Genomic DNA, 17,816 nt, shown 5'->3' on the forward strand with positions numbered 1-17,816 from the left:
CGGATGTCGTAAGGATCAGCCATCTACGCGAATGCGCTCGTTCCTGGGATCATAGGGGCTGTCCTCGACGATCTCGGCCTCCCAAAGCTGGTCAAACATCTTGACCTTCAGCTTCTGACCCACCTGCGCATGCTCAGGCTTCACATAGCCCATGCCGATGGATTTGCCGAAAGCGACGGAATAGCCTCCCGAGGTCAGGCGCCCTGTGCGGTCGTCACCCACGTATAGCACCTCGCGCCCCCAAGGGTCCGCGTCCTGCGGTCCGTCGATCAGCAGGGTGACGCATTTGGCACGGATGCCCGTGGCCTCCATCTCTGCCTTGCCATGAAAGTCCTTCGACAGATCGACAAAGCGCGGCAAATCCGCCTCCAACGGCGTGGCGTCACGGCCCAGTTCGGTGCCGAACGCGCGATAGGATTTCTCCTGCCGCAGCCAGTTCTGCGCCCGTGCACCAACCAGCTTCATCCCGTGTTTTTCGCCCGCCTTTTCAAGCTGATCAAAAAGGTAATTCTGCATCTCGATCGGGTGATGCAATTCCCACCCCAACTCCCCGGTATAGGCCACGCGGATGGCGCGGACGGGTGCCATGCCCAGTTCGATGTTGCGCATCGTCAGCCAGGGAAAGCGTTTGTTGGACAGGACCGTGTCGGGGTCGGCATCCTTGACGATCTCGCGCAGCACATCGCGGGATTTTGGCCCTGCGATGGCAAAAACACCCCATTGCGTGGTCACGTCATGGCATTCGATATAGCCGAATTCTGGTGCCTTGTCCTCAATCGCCTTGCGCAGATAATCGCTGTCATAGGCGGTCCAGGCCCCGGCGGAGACGAGGTAGTATTCATCCTGCGCCAACCGCACGATGGTATATTCCGTGCGCGTGGTGCCTGCGCCCGTCAGCGCATAGGTCAGATTGATCCGACCGACCGAGGGCAGCTTGTTGCAGGTGAACCAATCAAGGAACGCGGTCGCCCCCGGCCCCTTGACCAGATGCTTGGTGAAGGCCGTCGCATCGATCAGGCCGACGCCTTCGCGGATCGCCTTCGCCTCCTCCACCGCATATTGCCACCATCCGCCACGCCGGAAGCTGCGGCTGTCATGGTCGCTGAACCCCTCGGGCGCGTAGTAATTCGGCCGTTCCCAACCGTTGACCCAACCGAACTGCGCACCGCGTGCGGCCTGCCGGTCATAGGCTGGCGAGGTCCGCAAAGGGCGGCACGCGGGACGCTCCTCATCCGGGTGGTGCAGGATATAGACGTGCTCATACGCCTCTTCGTTCTTGCGCGCGGCGAATTCCGTTGTCATCCAGTCGCCGTATCGTTTGGGATCAAGGGAGGCCATGTCGATCTCCGCCTCGCCCTCGACCATGAGTTGCGCCAGATAATACCCCGTACCCCCCGCAGCGGTGATGCCAAAGGAGAACCCTTCCGCCAGCCACATGTTGCGCAGACCGGGTGCGGGCCCCACCAGCGGGTTGCCATCGGGCGTATAGCAGATCGGACCGTTGAAATCATCCTTCAGCCCGCACTCTTCGCAGGATGGAATACGATGGTTCATCGCCATGTACTGATCTTCGATCCGTTCAAGATCAAGCTGGAACAGATCGGCACGGAAACTGTCCGGCACGCCATATTCAAACCGCGCGGGCGCGTGTTTCTCGTAGACGCCCAAAATCCAACCGCCCCGTTCCTCGCGCACGTAGGACTGGGCATCGGCATCGCGGATCACCGGATGTTCCACATTCCCCTCGGCCCGGAATTTCACCAGTTCCGGGTCCTGATCCATGACAATGAACTGATGCTCCACCGGGATCGCGGGGATCTTGACCCCCAGCATCTGCGCGGTGCGCTGCGCGTGGTTGCCGGATGCCGTGACCACATGCTCCGCCGTGATCACAATCTGCTCGTCCGAGGGTACCAGATTGCCGCCCTTCTCGACCATCTTGGTGGCAGTCACTTCCCAGGCTTCCCCGTTCCAGTGAAACCCATCCGCCTGCCACTTGCGCTCAATCATCACACCGCGCTGGCGCGCGCCCTTGGCCATCGCCATGGTGACGTCTGCCGGGTTAATGTAGCCGTCGGTATGATGATAAATCGCGCCCTTCAGGTCTTCGGTGCGAATGAGCGGCCACTTCGCCTTGATCTCATCCGGGGTCATCCACTGGTAGGGCACGCCACAGGTCTCCGCGGTGGAGGCATAGAGCATGTACTCATCCATCCGCTCCTGCGTCTGCGCCATGCGCAGGTTGCCCACCACGGCAAAGCCCGCATTCAGCCCGGTTTCTTCTTCCAGCGTCTTGTAGAACTTGATCGAATAGTCATGGATATGCGTCGTTGCATAGGACATGTTGAAATAGGGCAGCAACCCTGCCGCGTGCCAGGTGGAGCCGGAGGTCAGTTCATCCCGCTCCAGCAGCATCACGTCGTCCCAGCCGGCCTTGGCCAGATGATAGGCAATCCCGGTTCCCACCGCACCGCCGCCGACAACCAATGCTTTGACCTGCGTCTTCATGTCCACTACTCCCAAGCGCCGCGTCCTTGAGTTGTTTTAGCCAGATGCAACGAAATCCGGCGGCACCGCGCGACCGGACAGAGCGGAAAACCGACCTCTCTCACACCTCTTTTTGGCCTTAAATCCCGCGGGGAGTCTTTCTCCTTCAAGAAAGACGGGGCAGAGCCCCCACAATCCCCCTTGGAGGGATTGCATGAAAGACTCCTGTCACGACGGCAGGATTTTTCCCGGGTTCATGATATTATCGGGATCCAGCGCGCGCTTGATCGCGCCCATCACCGCGATCGTCTCTGCACCCAACTCCCGCACAAGGTAAGGCCGCTTGCCCTGCCCGATGCCGTGTTCACCGGTGCAGGTGCCATCCATTCCGATCGCCATATCATTCAGCCAGCTGACAAAGTCCTTGGCTCGCGCGACCTCGTCGGCGTCCTCCATATCGACCAGCAAAGACGCATGGAAATTCCCGTCGCCCGCGTGGCCCACCACTGGCGCAAACAAATCCATCTCCGCCGCTTTGGCCTCCGACGCCGCCACCGCTTCGGCAAAGCGCGAAATCGGCACGCAGACATCCGTGGCAACCGCGCCGCAACCGGGCCGCAGGGCCAGCATCGCCCAATAGGCATCATGCCGTGCCTTCCACAGCTTGGTCCGTTCTTCCAAAGTGGCCGTCGCGATATATCCGCTCCCACCCTCTTCCTCAGCCAACATGCCGAAGGTCTCCGCCTGCTCTTTCACGGAGGCGTCAGAGCCGTGAAACTCCAGCAACAACATCGGCTCTTCCGGCATCTCCAGCCCGGAATAGCTGTTGAGCGCCTTGACCAACCACTTGTCCAGAAGCTCGATCCGCGCCACCGGCAGTCCATACTGAATGACCGCCATCACCGTCTTCGCCGCCGCCTCCACCGACGGGAACGAACAGCGCGCCGCCGATATCGCCTCCGGGATCCCCTGTAGACGCAGCGTGATCTCCGTGATCAGGCCCAGCGTCCCTTCCGAACCCACCATCAACCGCGTGAGATCATAGCCTGCGGAGGTCTTGCGCGCCCGCTGCGCCGTGCGAATGACCTTGCCGTCGGCCATGACCACTTCAAGGCTCAATACGTTGTCCTTCATCGTGCCATAGCGCACTGCATTGGTGCCGGACGCCCGCGTCGCCGTCATCCCGCCAAGGGACGCATTAGCACCGGGATCGATCGGAAAAAACAGCCCCTGATCGCGCAGATGGGTATTGAGCGCCTCCCGCGTGACCCCGGGCTGCACCCGGCAGTCAAGATCACCGGCGTTGACCTCCAGCACCTTGTCCATCTGCATCAGGTCCACACAAATCCCCCCAGCAGGCGCATTCACATGCCCTTCCAGCGACGTGCCCGTGCCATAAGCGATGATTGGCACCTTGTGGGCCGCGCAGACCTTGACGATCTCCGACACCTCTTGCGTCGAACGGGCAAAGATGACCGCATCGGGCATCTGGTTCTCGATCCAGGTGGTCGTATGGCCATGCTGCTCTCGCATCGCCTCTCCGGTCTGGCACTGCTCGCCGAACCGTTGCTTGAGGATGCCCAGTGCGGTGTCGATCCCTGCCGCGTTGCGGGTCAAACTGCCACCATCTGCCATTGCACTCTCTCCCTATTCGCCCAAAGCGATGCCTTCACGCCGGGGATCCGCCCCGCCCTGCAATCTCTCGCCGATGGCAATCAGATGCAGCCCCGAGGTCAGCGCGCGCGTGTTCACTTCAAATCCCAATGCGGTCAAACCATCCGCCAACTGAACCGCCGCCGTCCCTTCTTCCAGATCATAGGTGCCAAAGCGGTTGACCGCATGCGGGATACTTGCCGCCTGCTGTACGTCCATGCCCCAGTCGATCACCCCGATGATTGCCTGCGCTACATAGCCGATGATCCGACTGCCGCCGGGGCTGCCCACCGCAAGGACTGGCGCACCGTCTTTCAAAACAATGGTCGGGGACATCGACGACCGGGGCCGCTTGCCCGGTTCCACCCGGTTGGCAATCGGGACGCCGTCGCGATGACTGCGGAAGGAGAAATCCGTCAGCTCATTGTTCAACAGGAATCCGCCGACCATCAGGCGGCTGCCGAAACCATTCTCGATCGTCGTGGTCATGCTGGCCACATTGCCCGCCGCATCCACGATAGAGACATGGGAGGTCGAAGGAAACTCGATCGACACATCATCCGCCCAGTTCAGCGCGTGATCGAATGCCGGGTTGCCCGGTGCCACCTCCGGCAGTGCAGCGTCGGTATCCAGCACCTTTGCCCGATCGTTCATGTAGGCAGGGTCAATCAACCCCTCCACCGGCACCGGCACATAATCACTGTCGGCCAGATAGCGACCCCGGTCCGCAAAAGCGAGCCGGGCGGCATCCCCCATCAGGCGCCGGACCTCATTGTCCCCAGGTCCCGCGCTCAGATCGTATCCCTCCAGCGCCCCAAGGATCTGGCCCACAGCCACGGCGCCAGAAGACGGCGGCCCCATCCCACAAACCTCATGCGCGCGATAAGGCGCACATACGGCGGGGCGTTCCTTGACCTGATAGATCGCCAAATCGACTTCCCGCAGCATCCCCGGTCTGGCCGCGTTGCGCACGGTTGCCACAATATCACGGCCGATCTGCCCCCCATAAAAGGCATCCGCCCCCTTGGTCGCAAAAGCGTCCAGTGTCGCAGCATAAGCCGGGTTCATCAGAATATCCCCCTCTGCCACAGGTATACCACCCGGCAGGAAATACGCCGCCGTTACATCCGATGACACAAGGCGTTCAGCATCCTGCGCCACCAATCCGGCCAGACGCGGCGATACGGCGAAGCCAGCCGCCGCAAGGTCCCGCGCCGGGGCAAGCAGCGACGCCCAGTCCTGCGTCCCCCAGCGCGCATGCACCTCTGCCAACAACGCGGGCGTTCCCGGCGTGCCCACCGACAATCCGCCCACGACCGCGTCAAAGAATTTCAGGGGCTCGCCCGCATCGTCCTGGAACAACTGCGGCGTGGCGGCCAAGGGTGCCGTCTCGCGCCCATCCAGCGTCGTCACCTGCCCCGTTTCCGCATCATACCAGACCAGAAACGCCCCACCGCCCAGACCGGAGCTTTGCGGCTCCACCAGACCCAGCATCACCTGCACGGCCACCAACGCGTCCGCCGCCGTACCACCGCGCGCCAGAACATCCGCCCCCGCCTGCACCGCATGCGGATTGGCAGCAGCCACCATCCAGTTCGCGGCTTCGACAGGTTTGCCAGCCGCCTTCGCCTCAAGCGCTGACGCAACGGCAGGCGATATCGCCTCGAATCCGCCGCCCGTTGCGGCCTCGGGCTCCACCGCATCGGCCGCCTGCTGCGCCCCTGCCGCACCGGCCCAAAAGGCCACACACCCACCTAATAGAAGTTCACGCATTGATACATCTCCCCTCTTTTTGGCCTTAAATCCCGCGGAGCGCGAGGCAGAGCCTCGCCAGATTTCGCCCTGCGAAATCCATAAAATCGAATGCGGCTTCAGCCGCTCAATCCGATCAGCGCCCCCTACATCATAGCATGGAGGGCACGACCTGATCCGGAGGGCGGTGACCATCATCGAAGGTCTTGATGTTGATGATGACCTTCTCACCCATCTCGATCCGCCCCTCCAGCGTGGCAGACCCCATGTGCGGCAACAAGACGACATTTTCCAACGCTCTAAGACGTGGGTTGATTTCCGTTCCGTGCTCATAGACATCCAGCCCCGCGCCCGCGATCTCACCCGCGCGCAGCATCCGGGTCAGGGCATTCTCATCAATCACCTCACCGCGTGACGTGTTCACGATCACCGCATCCGGCTTCATCAGCTTGAGCCGCCGCGCGTTCATCAGATGGAAGGTCGTGGGCGTGTGCGGGCAATTGATACTGATCACGTCCATCCGCGCGACCATCTGATCCAGGCTTTCCCAGTAGGTCGCTTCATACTGCGCCTCTATGGTTTCATGCAGGCGGCGGCGGTTGTGGTAATGCACCTGCATGCCAAAGGCCTGCGCGCGGTGTGCCACCGCCTGACCGATCCGTCCCATGCCCAGAATGCCAAGCCGCCGTCCGGAAACCCGCCCCCCAAGCAGTGCGGTCGGCGACCAGCCTTCCCAGTGGCCACTTTGCATGACCGCCATGCCCGCCGTCATCCGCCGTGTCACAGCAAGGATCAGCGCCATGGTCATGTCCGCCGTGTCTTCGGTCAGCACGCCGGGCGTGTTGGACACCAGAACGCCGCGCTGCCGGGCGGTGGCCACGTCGATATGATCAACGCCTGCCCCGTAGTTGGCAATCAGCTTCAACTGGTCACCGGCCTGGCCGATCAATGCACCGTCAATCTCGTCAGTCAGTGTCGGCACCAGCACATCCGCGCCCTTGACGGCTTCTGCAAGCTCTGTCCGGGTCATGGGCGTGTCATCTTCGCGCAGGCGCACATCGAACAATTCCGACAACCGGGTCTCTACGGCCTCGGGCAACCGTCGCGTCACTACAACACTCAACCGTTTCTTTGACATTTCGTCCTCTCTACCACTTGGCCTGCGCGCCTTTGCTTGCCATGGTGTCCCATGCAGCGACAAGGCACAAGAACCCTGCGCCGCAAAAGAGCAATGCAACCACGCGACAGTGCAGGCAGCACCCTTTTATGCGACCCCTTTTCGTCTTTACCCTCCAGGTAATGATCATAACGAGTCTCATGGTTACGTCACCCGCTTCGGCGGGTGACGTTGGTCCTGTCACCAAATTGCCAATGCCGCGGTATGTCTCGCTCAAGGCTTCCGAAAGCAACGTGCGACGCGGCCCATCCCTGACCCACCGTATCGACTGGGTGTTCAAACGCCGCGACATGCCGCTGCGCGTCACCGCCGAACACGGCCACTGGCGCCGGGTCGAAGACCGCGACGGCATGGGCGGCTGGGTGCATTATTCACTTCTGTCCGGCGTGCGCACTGTTCTGGTGGAACAGAACATGTTGCAACTTCATGCCCGCCCCGATCCCAAGGCCCCCGTCACGGCAGCGCTTGAACTTGGCGTGGTCGCCCGGCTGGGCGATTGCGATCTGGAATGGTGCGAATTGCGCACGGGCGGTTTTCGCGGCTGGGCGCCCAAGGCCCGCATCTGGGGTGTGGCCCCGGACGAGATCCGCGATTGACAATCCCCGCGCGCAATTGCATCCCCGCGCCCTTTGACACAGACTGACGCCTGCACCCTTCGATCAAGGAAATCCAATGCAGGCCATTACCTATGACCGCTTCGGCCCCGCCCGCGACGTTCTGCAGCTGACGAATATTGCCAGCCCTACGCCCAAAGCTGGCGAGGTGCGCGTGGCGCTGGCTTTTTCGGGGGTGAACCCCTCTGACGTGAAATCGCGTGCAGGTACCCGACCGGGCGTGACCAGACCGGCTTTCCCCCAGATCGTGCCACACAGCGATGGCGCGGGCGAAATCGTGGCATTGGGCAGCGGCGTTGACCCCGCACGGTTGGGCGAAAAGGTGTGGATATGGAATGGCCAGTGGCAGCGCCCCTTCGGCACCGCGGCCCGGGAGATCACCCTGAGCGCGACCCAGGCCGTGCCCCTGCCAAAGGGGACCTCCCTGCAGACGGGTGCCACGCTGGGCATTCCGGGCCTGACCGCTTGTCACGCCGTGTTCGGAGGTGGCGACATCGCGGGCCAGACCCTGTTGATTCAGGGCGGTGGCGGCAGTGTGGGATATCTGGCCGTGCAACTGGCGCGGTGGGGCGGTGCCAGGGTCATCGCCACCTGCAGCGCCAAAGATGCCGACCGCGTCGCAGAAGCAGGCGCACACACCGTGCTGGATTACCGCGCGCCCGATCTGGCGGAACAGGTACTGGCGGCAAATGATGGTACACCGGTCGCGCAGGTGATCGAGGTCGAATTCGGCCGCAACATCGAGGTGGACGCACAGGTCATTGCCCCCAACGGCAGGCTGGCCGCATATGGTTCCGCCGCGGAGATGTCGCCTACGCTGCCCTTTGGCCCGCTGCTGTTCAAGGCTGCGACCATTGATATCCTGCTGATCTATCTGCTTCCGGATTCCCCCCGCGCCGCGGCCATCGCGAAACTGCATGACGCGCTGACGGCGGGTGCGCTTGAAAGTCCCGTCGACGGCATCTTCCCCCTTGCGCGGACGGCAGCCGCCCATGAAGCTGTCGAAGCCGCCGACCGTGTCGGCGCCACCCTGATCGATTGCCAAGGCTGAGACATCATGCGCCTGATTGCCCTTATTTTGCTGACGCTTGCGCTTGCTTTGCCGCTGGCCGCACAGACCAACCAGCCCAGTGGCACCATCACGGTGGACGGCAGCGCCGACGCCGATGCCGCCATCGCCAACCGCATCCGCAATATCCTGGCAGAGCTGGAAGGCTATGACGATATCACGGTTTCGGTTTCCTCCGGCATTGTGACGCTGCGCGGCACGACCCTTGATATGCCATCTGCCGTACGCCTGTCGGAACTGGTGGGCCGCGTCGAAGGGGTTGTGGCCATTGAGAACGATGTGGTCGAGACAACGGATGTCGCCCGGCGGCTGAACCCCGCCGTTGACAGGTTCCGCGACCGCCTGACCCAGGCCGTCGCGTTCCTTCCGCTGGCCCTTATCGCGATAAGCGTCTTTGTCTTGATCGTCATCTTCGGCTTTTTCATCGCCCGGCTGCGCCAACCTTGGGAGCGTTTGTCGCCCAATGCCTTCATCGCGGATATCTATCGGCAGATCATCCGGCTCCTGTTCATCATCGGCGGGCTTGTAGTGGCACTGGATATCGTTGGCGCCACCGCACTTCTTTCAGGCATTCTGGGGGCTGCGGGTATCGTCGGGCTCGCCATTGGTTTCGCGGTGCGCGACACGGTGGAGAATTTCATCGCCTCGATCATGTTGTCGATCCGCCAGCCGTTTCGGCCCAACGACACGGTGGAAATCGAAGGTGACACCGGCAAGGTGATCCGCCTGACGTCCCGCGCCACTATCCTGCTCAGCTTTGACGGCAACCACATCCGGATCCCGAATTCGACCGTGTTCAAGAGCCGCATCGTAAACTATTCGCGCAACGCGGAGCGGCGGTTCCTGTTCGAAATCGGCGTCGATGCCAGCGAAGACGACCTCGCCCGGGTGCGTGATCTGGCCGAAGACACCGTGGCAGCCCTGCCCTTCACCCTGACCAAGCCCGCGCCGGACGTCTGGGTCGACCGCATCGGCGACGGCTCCATGGTGATGAATGTGGCGGGCTGGATCGACCAGACCGAAACCTCGCTGGTGCGCGCCAAGGGCGAGGCGATCCGCCAGGTCATGGCCGCCGTCGCCATGGCCGGATACGACATGCCCAACACCACCTACCGGATCGAAGTGCCAGATGTGTTGAGAGGCGCAGTGGCGCCGCTGGATCTGACCGTCACCGAAGAGGACGAAGACGATACGCCCACGCCGGATGAAACGCCTCGGACCACCGATCCCACGCCCGCACCGCTCTCCACGCAAAGCGTTGACACCCGCGAAGACGAGCTGGACGAGATCGTCCAATCAGAGCGCGAAGAGACCGAACGCGACGACCTGCTGCGCGAGAATGGCGCACAGGAATGAGGATTTTTGCCAAAACGGGTCTTGCACTGCATCGCACACCCGCTTAATTACGCCCCCAGTTGGGATGTAGCCAAGTGGTAAGGCAACTGTTTTTGGTACAGTGTACCGTAGGTTCGAATCCTACCATCCCAGCCAACGCCCCGCCTACATGGCTGTTTTCATTCATCTTACTGCTCACTTTGTCGAACCTTTCTTGTTAGGTTCGTCAACTTTTGAACCCCTTTCGTTCTTGATCAGCTTTTCAAAGCCGTGATCCGCCAGGAGGCCGCGCCGCGCCCTACCGGCATAAACCTGTACCATCGTTGGTGAATTGTGGCCCGTCCAAGCCATGATTTCTCGCTCAGTTGCCCCCGCCTCCGCCAATCGTGTCGCGCACGCCTTGCGCAGGCGATGAGCTGAACACTTAGGCAAACCTGCATCATCGCACCACTTCCGAACAGCGTTCCCCAACCCATTTGCGGTTCTGGAACGCCCGTCGCGCGTTTCAAGAAACGTCAGCCTGTCCCGTGGCAATTCATCAATCACCTTTCGCAATTCGGGATGCACCGGAATATCAATCAGTACTGACGAGAGGCTCTCTGTCTTTTGACGGCGGTACTGCAAACGATTGAGGTGCCCCTAGTTTCCTAGACACCCGCCTCACTCAGTTTCTGCTGTCTGGTTTCGAAGTCAACGGGCGACAGCATGTCGTTGTTCGTGTGCTTGCGCTTCGGGTTGTAGAAGAGCTCGATGTATTCGAACACATCTCGTCTGGCGTCATCCCGTGTGGAATATGTCCGCCGTCTGATCCGTTCGCGTTTGAGCAACTGGAAGAAGCTCTCGGCGACGGCATTGTCGTGGCAGTTTCCGCGTCTGCTCATGCTGGGTTCCAGATTGTGCTGGCGAAGAAACGTCTGCCACTCCCGGCTGGTGAACTGGGAACCCTGATCGGAATGCACCATGACCTGGCCAGCAGGCTTTCGCCGCCAGACTGCCATCAGTAAAGCTTGCAGGGCGAGGTCCGTGGTCATGCGGGATTGCGCAGACCAGCCGACGACACGGCGGGAGAACAGGTCGATGACGACACACAGATACAGCCAGCCCTCGTGGGTCTTGATGTAGGTGATATCGGTCACCCAGACCTGATCGGGGGCAGAAGCTTGGAACTGCTGCTCCAGCTTGTTCTCGGCCACGATGGCTGGCTTGCCGCCGTAGCGGCCCGGACGGCGTCTGTAACCGATCTGGGCGGCGATCCCGGCCAGCGACGCCAGCCGGGCGACCCGGTTCTCCGAGATCCGTTCGCCCTGATCGCGTAGATCGTCTGCCAGCTTCCGATAGCCGTAGACCTTGCCGCTATCGACCCAGGCTTGCTGGATCAACTCGGTCTGGCGAACATCTTCCTGCGCACGGTGGCTTAACGGTTCCTTAAGCCATGCATAGAAGCCGCTGAAATGGACCCGCAGCACCCGGCACATGGCCCGGACGCCAAAAACCTCGCGATGCGCCCGGATGAAGGCGTACTTCATTGGGACTCGCGCGCGAAGTACGCCGTTGCCTTTTTTAGGATATCGCGCTCTTCCGTGACCCGAGCCAGTTCGCGCTTGAGGCGTCGGTTCTCGGCCTCGTGGTCCAAGCCCGGCTTCGTGACCGGCTCCCCGAACTGCTTCATCCACTTGTACAGAGAATGCGTACTGACGCCCAAGCGCCCGGAAACCTCCCGAACCGGATACCCCCGCACCGTAATCTGATGCACCGCATCCTGCTTGAACTCGTCGCTGTATTTGCTTGTCCCCATGTCGGCCTCCTTGCCTCAAAGTCAGGGGGCAAAGCGTCTACAAATCTAGGGGCACCTCGGATGATGCCAGATCCAATACCTGATTCAGCGGTTGAACACGCACTGCACCTAGCCCGTTGCTCTAGCGTCATTTCGTTCCACTCCTCCATCGGTTGCCCAGTTGTCGACAGAGGGTCTTGCCTATGTGCCATTTAAGCCCATGCCGCAACTTGAATAAATATCAGAAGTAGCCGAACTCTATTCTCAATCGGTTTTGACTTTTCAATAATCCGGCACCTCTTGCCACCTTGGGAGGTCATCTGTGATTTCATGCCAAGGTGCCTTGTCGCCGACAAAAACATGCATTTCAGGTTTGACATCGGGGTCATCGTCCAGCGTACCCAAGGCAAATCCAAGCCATTGAGGATTTTCATCGAAGAGTGTTACCAGATTTGAGCCGCACACTGAACAAAACGTCCGATGCTCGCCCTTGGACGACTCAAATCGCGATAACAGGCTCTCTCCGCCAAGCCATTCAAAGTCAGCGGTTCTTACAGCCGCACGCGTCCTGAATGCAGCGCCGTGCGCTTTGCGGCACATGCTGCAATGACAATTCAAAACAGTTTCCAACGGTCCGTGAATTCGGTAGCGGATTTGTCCGCATAAACAGCTGCCATTCAAGCTCATGTTCAGACTCTTTTCCAAAGCAAGTTGCTGGCAACGTATCGCTCCAAGGACGAACCAGCCAGATTGTAAGCGGTGATCTCCTGATCGGCGGCCACCTCGCGCAAGAGGATGAAACCCTTTTAGGCCTGTGAACATTGCCAGTTCTTGTACTGTCCGGGCTGATCGCGCCGGCCATGAAACATGTCGCGCTCAGCTATAGGCTGAATCAGATCGCAGCAGTCATCCGGCGCGAATGTTCCTGCCGAACACGAGCGATTGCGATGAGATGAAACCCAAGGAAAATCGGCACAATATAGGCAGGAAACATCGCCAGAGGATAGTCGTTGATGATGTTCGGGGCTTCCCGAGCGAAGAGATGCGCGAAACCCGCTGACGTGACGATCCCGAGCACCACGGCCAGGGCAAAGTCGGCGATGCCGATCCACGTGGCCCGCATCAGAAGACGCTGTGCTTCGGGCCGGTTTTTCGCAAGCGCCCGGCTGGCCTGCCACCCCGCTATGCCTGCCAGAACATCGCCCATCCCGGCAGGAATGGCGAACAGCGCCGGAAGGTCGCCCGCAAGCCAGCCGATCAGAAAGACACCGCCAATGACGCGCGGTATCTGAAAGGCCGCGATCACGGCAAGCGGCGTTGCCTCGGTCAGTATTCGGCCCAAAGGTGTCCACCACGCTAGCGCGAAGAGCAGAAAGGAACCGCCAAACAAAAACATCAGGACGATCGGCGGGTCGCTTGGTGTGGCCGGGACATTGAAGTGCCCCGCCTGCGAAAGCGGGATCGCCGCCGCGTACCATGACCCGAAGAGCAACACGGCGGTTGTCAGAAACAGCCCAAACCTGAGCGGGCTCAGCCGTGCCCGTCCGACCCCAATGCACCCAATCGCGACGGCGAGGACAACGAGGAGCAGGCACGCCGCACGCACGTAAACTTCATAGAAGTCAGCCATCAGACAGTTCCTGCTGCTGCGCTGCGCAGATCCGCAAGAGTTCTTTGCGGCGCGATTTCGCGCGCGACACCGGTTTCGACATCGTAGAGCAACGCCGCCACCCGAAGGCTGCCTGGCAGGATCCTTGCATCACACAAACGTCCGATATCGCCAAGAAGATCCTGGGCCGGATCGACGATCGCCGATGGCGAGACATCAACGCCGATCCGTTCTTTGATCAGATTTTGAAAGCCTGGATCGGCAAAGGCCTGAGCGCCGCACTGGGTGTGTTGCATCAGAACAATATCGAAAGCCGCCTCGTCCACACCTGTTCGTTTTGCCACCATCATCGCAAGCGCGGCCACTTCATCAATAAAAGCCTGTGTGACCCGGCCGCCGCTATTGCGGAAGACAATCGCGTCTCCCAGCTGAAGCCCCAGCACATGCGCCGGGTCCACGCGGGCATCGATACAGGCAAGGATCATGGTTCCGAGTTTCGGGAGAGCCGGGATTTCGGCCCCGTCGAATGACGTCGCAAAGCTGCGGTTGCGGGCGGTAAATTCGTTCAGAATGGTCATTTTATTTTCCATATTGATGGTTGTTGGATCACGCGGCGTGTACGGGCGAGATGTCGGGCCCCGCCCGCACATGGGTGGCTGACCAGCGCGGGTCATCCTGCGAGAATGTCGGATCGCCGAGACGGGGGTAGTCGCGCGCCTCCTCTGCTCTCCGGAGATCAAAGGGAGACGTCGCGAGGATCTTTGCGAACCCCGCCATAGCGCGCAGGCTGCGACCTGCGCTGCGCCCAAGATCCGGACGCGCGGCGAGTGTGCCCCGGACGATGTCTTCGAAGCCCAGGGGCTCACTTGCCCCGATGCGAGCCACATGGTCGGTCGGCGCATTCACCGCAAAAGTACCACGGCGGTATTCCTCGGCATAAAGCGCCAGTTGTGTCACAGCCGCCACCGAGTAATTCGCGGGTGGCAAAGCTTTGAGCGCCTTGACCATCATGCGCTCAGATATGTCCATGTATCGTACCCGGCGACCCAGCGCCCGTCCCATCGCGGCGGCGATCTCGTTCGGTGACAGAAGCTCCGGCCCGGTTGGGCGGTACGTCTGGCCCGCATGAGTGGCCGGATCGATCAGCGCCGCGGTTACAACGCGAGCGATATCCTCGTTCGAGGGGGCCGCGTTCTTCTTCACATCCCCTGTCCCAAGCGGCATGGTGAAGACGCCCAGATGCGCTGCCATGTCGAGCACCATCAGGTAATTGTCCGCAAACCAGCCGGGGTTGATGGTGGTGACGGACATCTCGCGACGCATTCCGATCAGGATGTCGCTCAGGTATACCTCGCGCGTGAAGAGCGATGGGTGATCCGCGCTCGAAAGCCATTGGCTGAGCGTCACCACATGTTCGAGACCCGACTCATAGGCGGCGGCCGTGAAGACCGCGTTGAAGTGCAGGCCGTTCGGCGCAGTGGGCGCGCATTGGTACGCCCTTTGCACACCCTGCATCGCCCTGCGCATGTCGGCTAACGCGTATTGGTCGCCGACAAAGACTTCCGCACCGGCACGTTCGAGCCTCTCACTTCTGTGATCGCGCCGACGCACGAAAGCACGCACGGGAAACTCCCTTTTGCGCAACTGCAGCGCCGTGTGCAGGCCGGTTTTGCCGCTGGCACTTGTGACAAGGATTTTTGGCTTGGCGGACATGGCATTTCCTTTGGATGATGATTGTAATCTTAAATTTAAGATGATAGTCACACTCTTAATTGTCAAGCCATCGGGATAAAACCAAATGCCGCGAATGTCGGACGCCGAAAAACAGAAGAGTCACAAACGGATACTGGACGCTGCATCACAGCTGTTCCGCGAAAGGGGGATCGAAGCGACTAGCGTCTCAGACGTGATGAAGGCCGCAGGTCTGACCCACGGCGGCTTCTACCGACACTTCGATTCGAAAGAAGCGCTTGTCACTGCTGCCTTCAAGGCGGCAGTTGATGATGTGCTGACAAACGTCGAGACCGCCCCGCCCGGGCCACAGCATCGCGCGGCACGGTCAGACTACATCGCGCGTTACTTGTCTGAGGAACATATCGAGGATCGAAGTCGGGGGTGTCCGCTGGCTGCACTTGGGGCCGAGATATCCCGTCAGGACGGACCTGTGAATGACGCGGCATGGAACGCAATCGAACGCATGGCGCAGGCGCTTGAGGCAGATGATCCGCCCGGAAGGGATCGAGGCCATGTCACGATGGCCTTGCTGTTGGGAACCGTCACACTTGCCCGGCTCGCCGGGTCGCGCGCGGAGGCTCACGCGATCCTGGATGCCGGGAAACAGGCCGAGAACCTGCTGGAACAGCACTGGCCCCGATAGAACTCTGGCATGAACCGCGACCCTCCGGCTGAGCCAAGACCGTGGGCGGAATGGCCCAGACCGTTCACCGTGGCCTCGACAAGGTCTGCGCGCAGTTCAAGATGACAATGGTGGCATGCAATCTGGCCAGATTACTGAAACTCCTGGCAACGTGATAAAAAAGGCAACCCATACACGGCGTCCACCGTCGATGCCGCGGAGCACCGCCTTCAAATCGTGACGGCAGTGACAACGTCCTTCAAGCCCAACTTCTTCAGCAGCCTGTTAGTGGTCGATTGATCGATTGGCTATCGTCTTTGCCAACCAGATAAGCGCGCCGACAACAACACCCCAGAACGCGCCGCTTACGCCGAACAGCGTCATGCCACTTGCCGCAATCAGAAAGGTCATTGCTGGCGCTTCCAACTGAGTTGAGTCGCTGAAAGCAGCCCTGATTGAGCCAACCAAAGCGGGGATAAGCGCAAGTCCGGCAACTGCGGTGATCAGGGCGAGCGGAGCAAGACTGGCCAACGTTGTAACAATCGCTGCTGCAAAAGCCAGCAATACATAGACGATGCCCGACGTGATTGCCGCCCAATAGCGGATTGTTGGATCGCGGCCTGCGTCCTCACCTGCCATCATCGCCGCTGTGATCGCGGACATGTTGACAGGGATCGATCCGAAAGGTGCAAACGCGAGGCTGACAAAACCAGTTTTCCGGATCAGGGGTTGGCGTTCGACGGGATAGCCATTCAGTTCCAGGACCGCGAAGCCGGGGATGTTTTGTCCCGCCATAGTTACCAGATAAAGCGGTAAAGCGATGGAAAAGAACGACTGCATCGTCAAGATCGGCACGGTTGGGACAAAGGCAGGAAGCGATACGATGTCAGATTGCAGGGCGCTGTCCGACGTATCGACGGCGAAATAGAGAACCGCGAGAAACGCAACCACCGCAAACGGCATTGCGGCCAGCCTGTTCCATGTCAATCCAATCAACCATGCGACGAGCACGGGCAGGGCCAGCAAGGGAATGGTGCCGAGCGCAACCCCAGGGGCCAGACACAGCTTGAGCAGAACACCTGCAAGCAACGCGTTTGCTATGGGTTTCGGGATGGTGGCTACGATCTGGCCAATATTGGGTATGAATCCGGTTATGACGATCAATCCGGCGCAGAAAACCAGAGCCCCGACAGCCTCACCAAAACCGCCCGGCAAAGTGGCCGTTGCCGCAAGAAATGCGGCCCCGGGCGTGGACCATGCCACAGCGGCGGGAATGCGCGTCGCAGCAGGCAGCCAGATGCTGCAAATCCCCATACCGATTGTTGCAAAGAACAGCCCTGTCGTCGCCTGCTCGCCCGTTGCCCCCATTGCTGTCAGCCCCGCCAGAACAATGGCAAATGAAGCTGAATATCCAACGAACGCAGCAAGCAGTCCCATGGTAATCGCAGGTATTGAAAGATCGCGGAACATTGATTTCAAACGCTTTGGGTCGGTGTTTTGTCATGTTGATGGAGCAAGCCATCAGTCGCGAATTTGCGATCTAATTACAACTGCCTGCCCAGAACACCGCCATCGCCATGCTATCACAACAATGGCAATTAGAGCGATCAACTGAATGCCCATGAAAAAGACGTTGTCGAGGTCAGGTTTGAGGTTCATCGCGACGATCATGGCCATCGTCAAAAGGCCCACACCAATGTTCGCCCATCGATTTGCGCCACGTGGCAACAACAATGCGAGAACTGTCATCAAGATCGGGATCTCTATCATGATCCCCCCTAACAGCATCAACATGTCAGTCACGACGACCCCGTCTATCGTGCCGGACATCATCTGTTCCAACATGCCGGGGCGGCCCAACTCATGAATGTCACGGGCAAAAAAGTTCAGGATAACGAAGATCCAAAGGATCGACAAAAGAACGCGGGGATTACCGTTTTCGTATGTCATTTCAAGTTTCCCTTCGTGGAGTTGAGCGCGGCGTAGCGGG

The 17,816-nt window shown here is 60.3% G+C and carries 16 protein-coding genes and 1 tRNA gene; 5 read left to right on the forward strand and 12 right to left on the reverse strand.

From position 1 onward, the window contains the following. Positions 1–15: 15 nt before the first annotated feature. From AB4X18_RS04290 to AB4X18_RS04305, 4 genes are all read right to left on the reverse strand, one after another. Positions 16–2,508, reverse strand: a complete 2,493-nt coding sequence (locus AB4X18_RS04290; RefSeq protein WP_370402443.1) for a GcvT family protein — start codon at positions 2,506–2,508, stop codon at positions 16–18. A gap of 207 nt (positions 2,509–2,715) precedes the next feature. Next, on the reverse strand, positions 2,716–4,122 hold the full coding sequence (locus tag AB4X18_RS04295) for an FAD-binding oxidoreductase (protein WP_370402444.1): 1,407 nt from the start codon (positions 4,120–4,122) through the stop codon (positions 2,716–2,718). 12 nt (positions 4,123–4,134) lie between these two features. Next, positions 4,135–5,913, reverse strand: a complete 1,779-nt coding sequence (ggt, locus tag AB4X18_RS04300) for a gamma-glutamyltransferase (protein ID WP_370402445.1) — start codon at positions 5,911–5,913, stop codon at positions 4,135–4,137. Positions 5,914–6,043: 130 nt separating this feature from the next. Further along, positions 6,044–7,030 (reverse strand): 2-hydroxyacid dehydrogenase, encoded by a 987-nt coding sequence (locus AB4X18_RS04305; protein ID WP_370402446.1) that lies wholly within the window; start codon positions 7,028–7,030, stop codon positions 6,044–6,046. Positions 7,031–7,209: 179 nt separating this feature from the next. Here AB4X18_RS04305 and AB4X18_RS04310 point away from each other — a divergent pair, with 179 nt between their 5' ends. The 4 genes from AB4X18_RS04310 to AB4X18_RS04325 all read left to right on the forward strand — a co-directional run bounded on the left by AB4X18_RS04310 (position 7,210) and on the right by AB4X18_RS04325 (position 10,243). Continuing rightward, a complete protein-coding gene (locus tag AB4X18_RS04310; protein WP_432817118.1) occupies positions 7,210–7,665 on the forward strand; it encodes an SH3 domain-containing protein in 456 nt (151 codons plus the stop codon). A gap of 76 nt (positions 7,666–7,741) precedes the next feature. Beyond that, the gene (locus AB4X18_RS04315; protein WP_432817119.1) at positions 7,742–8,734 is read left to right on the forward strand and encodes an NADPH:quinone reductase; all 993 of its coding nucleotides are present in this window, start codon (positions 7,742–7,744) and stop codon (positions 8,732–8,734) included. Positions 8,735–8,740: 6 nt separating this feature from the next. Then, positions 8,741–10,108, forward strand: coding sequence for a mechanosensitive ion channel domain-containing protein (locus tag AB4X18_RS04320; protein WP_370402448.1), 1,368 nt, complete (start codon positions 8,741–8,743; stop codon positions 10,106–10,108). A 60-nt stretch (positions 10,109–10,168) separates the two neighbouring features. Further along, positions 10,169–10,243 (forward strand) — tRNA-Gln (locus tag AB4X18_RS04325). Between the two features lie 39 nt (positions 10,244–10,282). Here the strand turns inward: AB4X18_RS04325 and AB4X18_RS04330 are convergent. From AB4X18_RS04330 to AB4X18_RS04355, 6 genes are all read right to left on the reverse strand, one after another. After that, positions 10,283–10,711, reverse strand: coding sequence for a tyrosine-type recombinase/integrase (locus tag AB4X18_RS04330; protein WP_370402449.1), 429 nt, complete (start codon positions 10,709–10,711; stop codon positions 10,283–10,285). Between the two features lie 23 nt (positions 10,712–10,734). Further along, positions 10,735–11,882, reverse strand: a protein-coding gene (locus AB4X18_RS04335; RefSeq protein WP_370402450.1) for an IS3 family transposase whose coding sequence is annotated in 2 segments (ribosomal slippage) — positions 10,735–11,639 and positions 11,639–11,882 — 1,149 coding nt in all. Because the reading frame shifts where the segments join, the coding sequence is not laid out codon by codon here. Positions 11,883–12,143: 261 nt separating this feature from the next. Then, positions 12,144–12,548, reverse strand: a complete 405-nt coding sequence (locus AB4X18_RS04340) for a GFA family protein (protein WP_370402451.1) — start codon at positions 12,546–12,548, stop codon at positions 12,144–12,146. A 205-nt stretch (positions 12,549–12,753) separates the two neighbouring features. Beyond that, the gene (locus tag AB4X18_RS04345; protein WP_370402452.1) at positions 12,754–13,491 is read right to left on the reverse strand and encodes a hypothetical protein; all 738 of its coding nucleotides are present in this window, start codon (positions 13,489–13,491) and stop codon (positions 12,754–12,756) included. Further along, positions 13,491–14,048 carry a carbonic anhydrase gene (locus AB4X18_RS04350; protein WP_370402453.1) on the reverse strand — a complete coding sequence of 186 codons (558 nt, stop codon included), beginning with the start codon at positions 14,046–14,048 and terminating at the stop codon, positions 13,491–13,493. Before AB4X18_RS04350 ends, AB4X18_RS04345 begins: the two co-directional genes overlap by 1 nt. Positions 14,049–14,076: 28 nt before the next feature. Further along, a complete protein-coding gene (locus tag AB4X18_RS04355; protein WP_370402454.1) occupies positions 14,077–15,183 on the reverse strand; it encodes an NmrA family NAD(P)-binding protein in 1,107 nt (368 codons plus the stop codon). A gap of 85 nt (positions 15,184–15,268) precedes the next feature. Between AB4X18_RS04355 and AB4X18_RS04360 the strand changes: the two genes are divergently transcribed. Next, positions 15,269–15,847, forward strand: a complete 579-nt coding sequence (locus tag AB4X18_RS04360; RefSeq protein WP_432817120.1) for a TetR/AcrR family transcriptional regulator — start codon at positions 15,269–15,271, stop codon at positions 15,845–15,847. Between the two features lie 264 nt (positions 15,848–16,111). On the opposite strand, the gene AB4X18_RS04365 is transcribed toward AB4X18_RS04360, so the two are convergent. Together AB4X18_RS04365 and AB4X18_RS04370 are read right to left on the reverse strand one after the other, a co-directional pair. Next, positions 16,112–17,296 (reverse strand): benzoate/H(+) symporter BenE family transporter, encoded by a 1,185-nt coding sequence (locus AB4X18_RS04365; protein WP_370402456.1) that lies wholly within the window; start codon positions 17,294–17,296, stop codon positions 16,112–16,114. Positions 17,297–17,347: 51 nt separating this feature from the next. Next, complete coding sequence (locus tag AB4X18_RS04370; protein ID WP_370402457.1) at positions 17,348–17,776, reverse strand: DUF6326 family protein; 429 nt, start codon at positions 17,774–17,776, stop codon at positions 17,348–17,350. Positions 17,777–17,816: the final 40 nt, after the last annotated feature.

The organism is Sulfitobacter rhodophyticola, from assembly GCF_041281685.2.
Lineage (GTDB): Bacteria > Pseudomonadota > Alphaproteobacteria > Rhodobacterales > Rhodobacteraceae > Sulfitobacter.

Excerpts from the sequence above, each read along its gene's own strand:
- AB4X18_RS04310 (WP_432817118.1), top strand. The coding sequence starts at position 7,210 with ATGGTTACGTCACCCGCTTCGGCGGGTGACGTTGGTCCTGTCACCAAA.
- AB4X18_RS04290 (WP_370402443.1), bottom strand. The coding sequence starts at position 2,508 with ATGAAGACGCAGGTCAAAGCATTGGTTGTCGGCGGCGGTGCGGTGGGA.
- AB4X18_RS04350 (WP_370402453.1), bottom strand. The coding sequence starts at position 14,048 with ATGACCATTCTGAACGAATTTACCGCCCGCAACCGCAGCTTTGCGACG.
- AB4X18_RS04320 (WP_370402448.1), top strand. The coding sequence starts at position 8,741 with ATGCGCCTGATTGCCCTTATTTTGCTGACGCTTGCGCTTGCTTTGCCG.
- ggt (WP_370402445.1), bottom strand. The coding sequence starts at position 5,913 with ATGCGTGAACTTCTATTAGGTGGGTGTGTGGCCTTTTGGGCCGGTGCG.
- AB4X18_RS04345 (WP_370402452.1), bottom strand. The coding sequence starts at position 13,491 with ATGGCTGACTTCTATGAAGTTTACGTGCGTGCGGCGTGCCTGCTCCTC.
- AB4X18_RS04355 (WP_370402454.1), bottom strand. The coding sequence starts at position 15,183 with ATGTCCGCCAAGCCAAAAATCCTTGTCACAAGTGCCAGCGGCAAAACC.
- AB4X18_RS04360 (WP_432817120.1), top strand. The coding sequence starts at position 15,269 with ATGCCGCGAATGTCGGACGCCGAAAAACAGAAGAGTCACAAACGGATA.
- AB4X18_RS04365 (WP_370402456.1), bottom strand. The coding sequence starts at position 17,296 with ATGTTCCGCGATCTTTCAATACCTGCGATTACCATGGGACTGCTTGCT.
- AB4X18_RS04295 (WP_370402444.1), bottom strand. The coding sequence starts at position 4,122 with ATGGCAGATGGTGGCAGTTTGACCCGCAACGCGGCAGGGATCGACACC.
- AB4X18_RS04315 (WP_432817119.1), top strand. The coding sequence starts at position 7,742 with ATGCAGGCCATTACCTATGACCGCTTCGGCCCCGCCCGCGACGTTCTG.
- AB4X18_RS04340 (WP_370402451.1), bottom strand. The coding sequence starts at position 12,548 with ATGAGCTTGAATGGCAGCTGTTTATGCGGACAAATCCGCTACCGAATT.
- AB4X18_RS04370 (WP_370402457.1), bottom strand. The coding sequence starts at position 17,776 with ATGACATACGAAAACGGTAATCCCCGCGTTCTTTTGTCGATCCTTTGG.
- AB4X18_RS04305 (WP_370402446.1), bottom strand. The coding sequence starts at position 7,030 with ATGTCAAAGAAACGGTTGAGTGTTGTAGTGACGCGACGGTTGCCCGAG.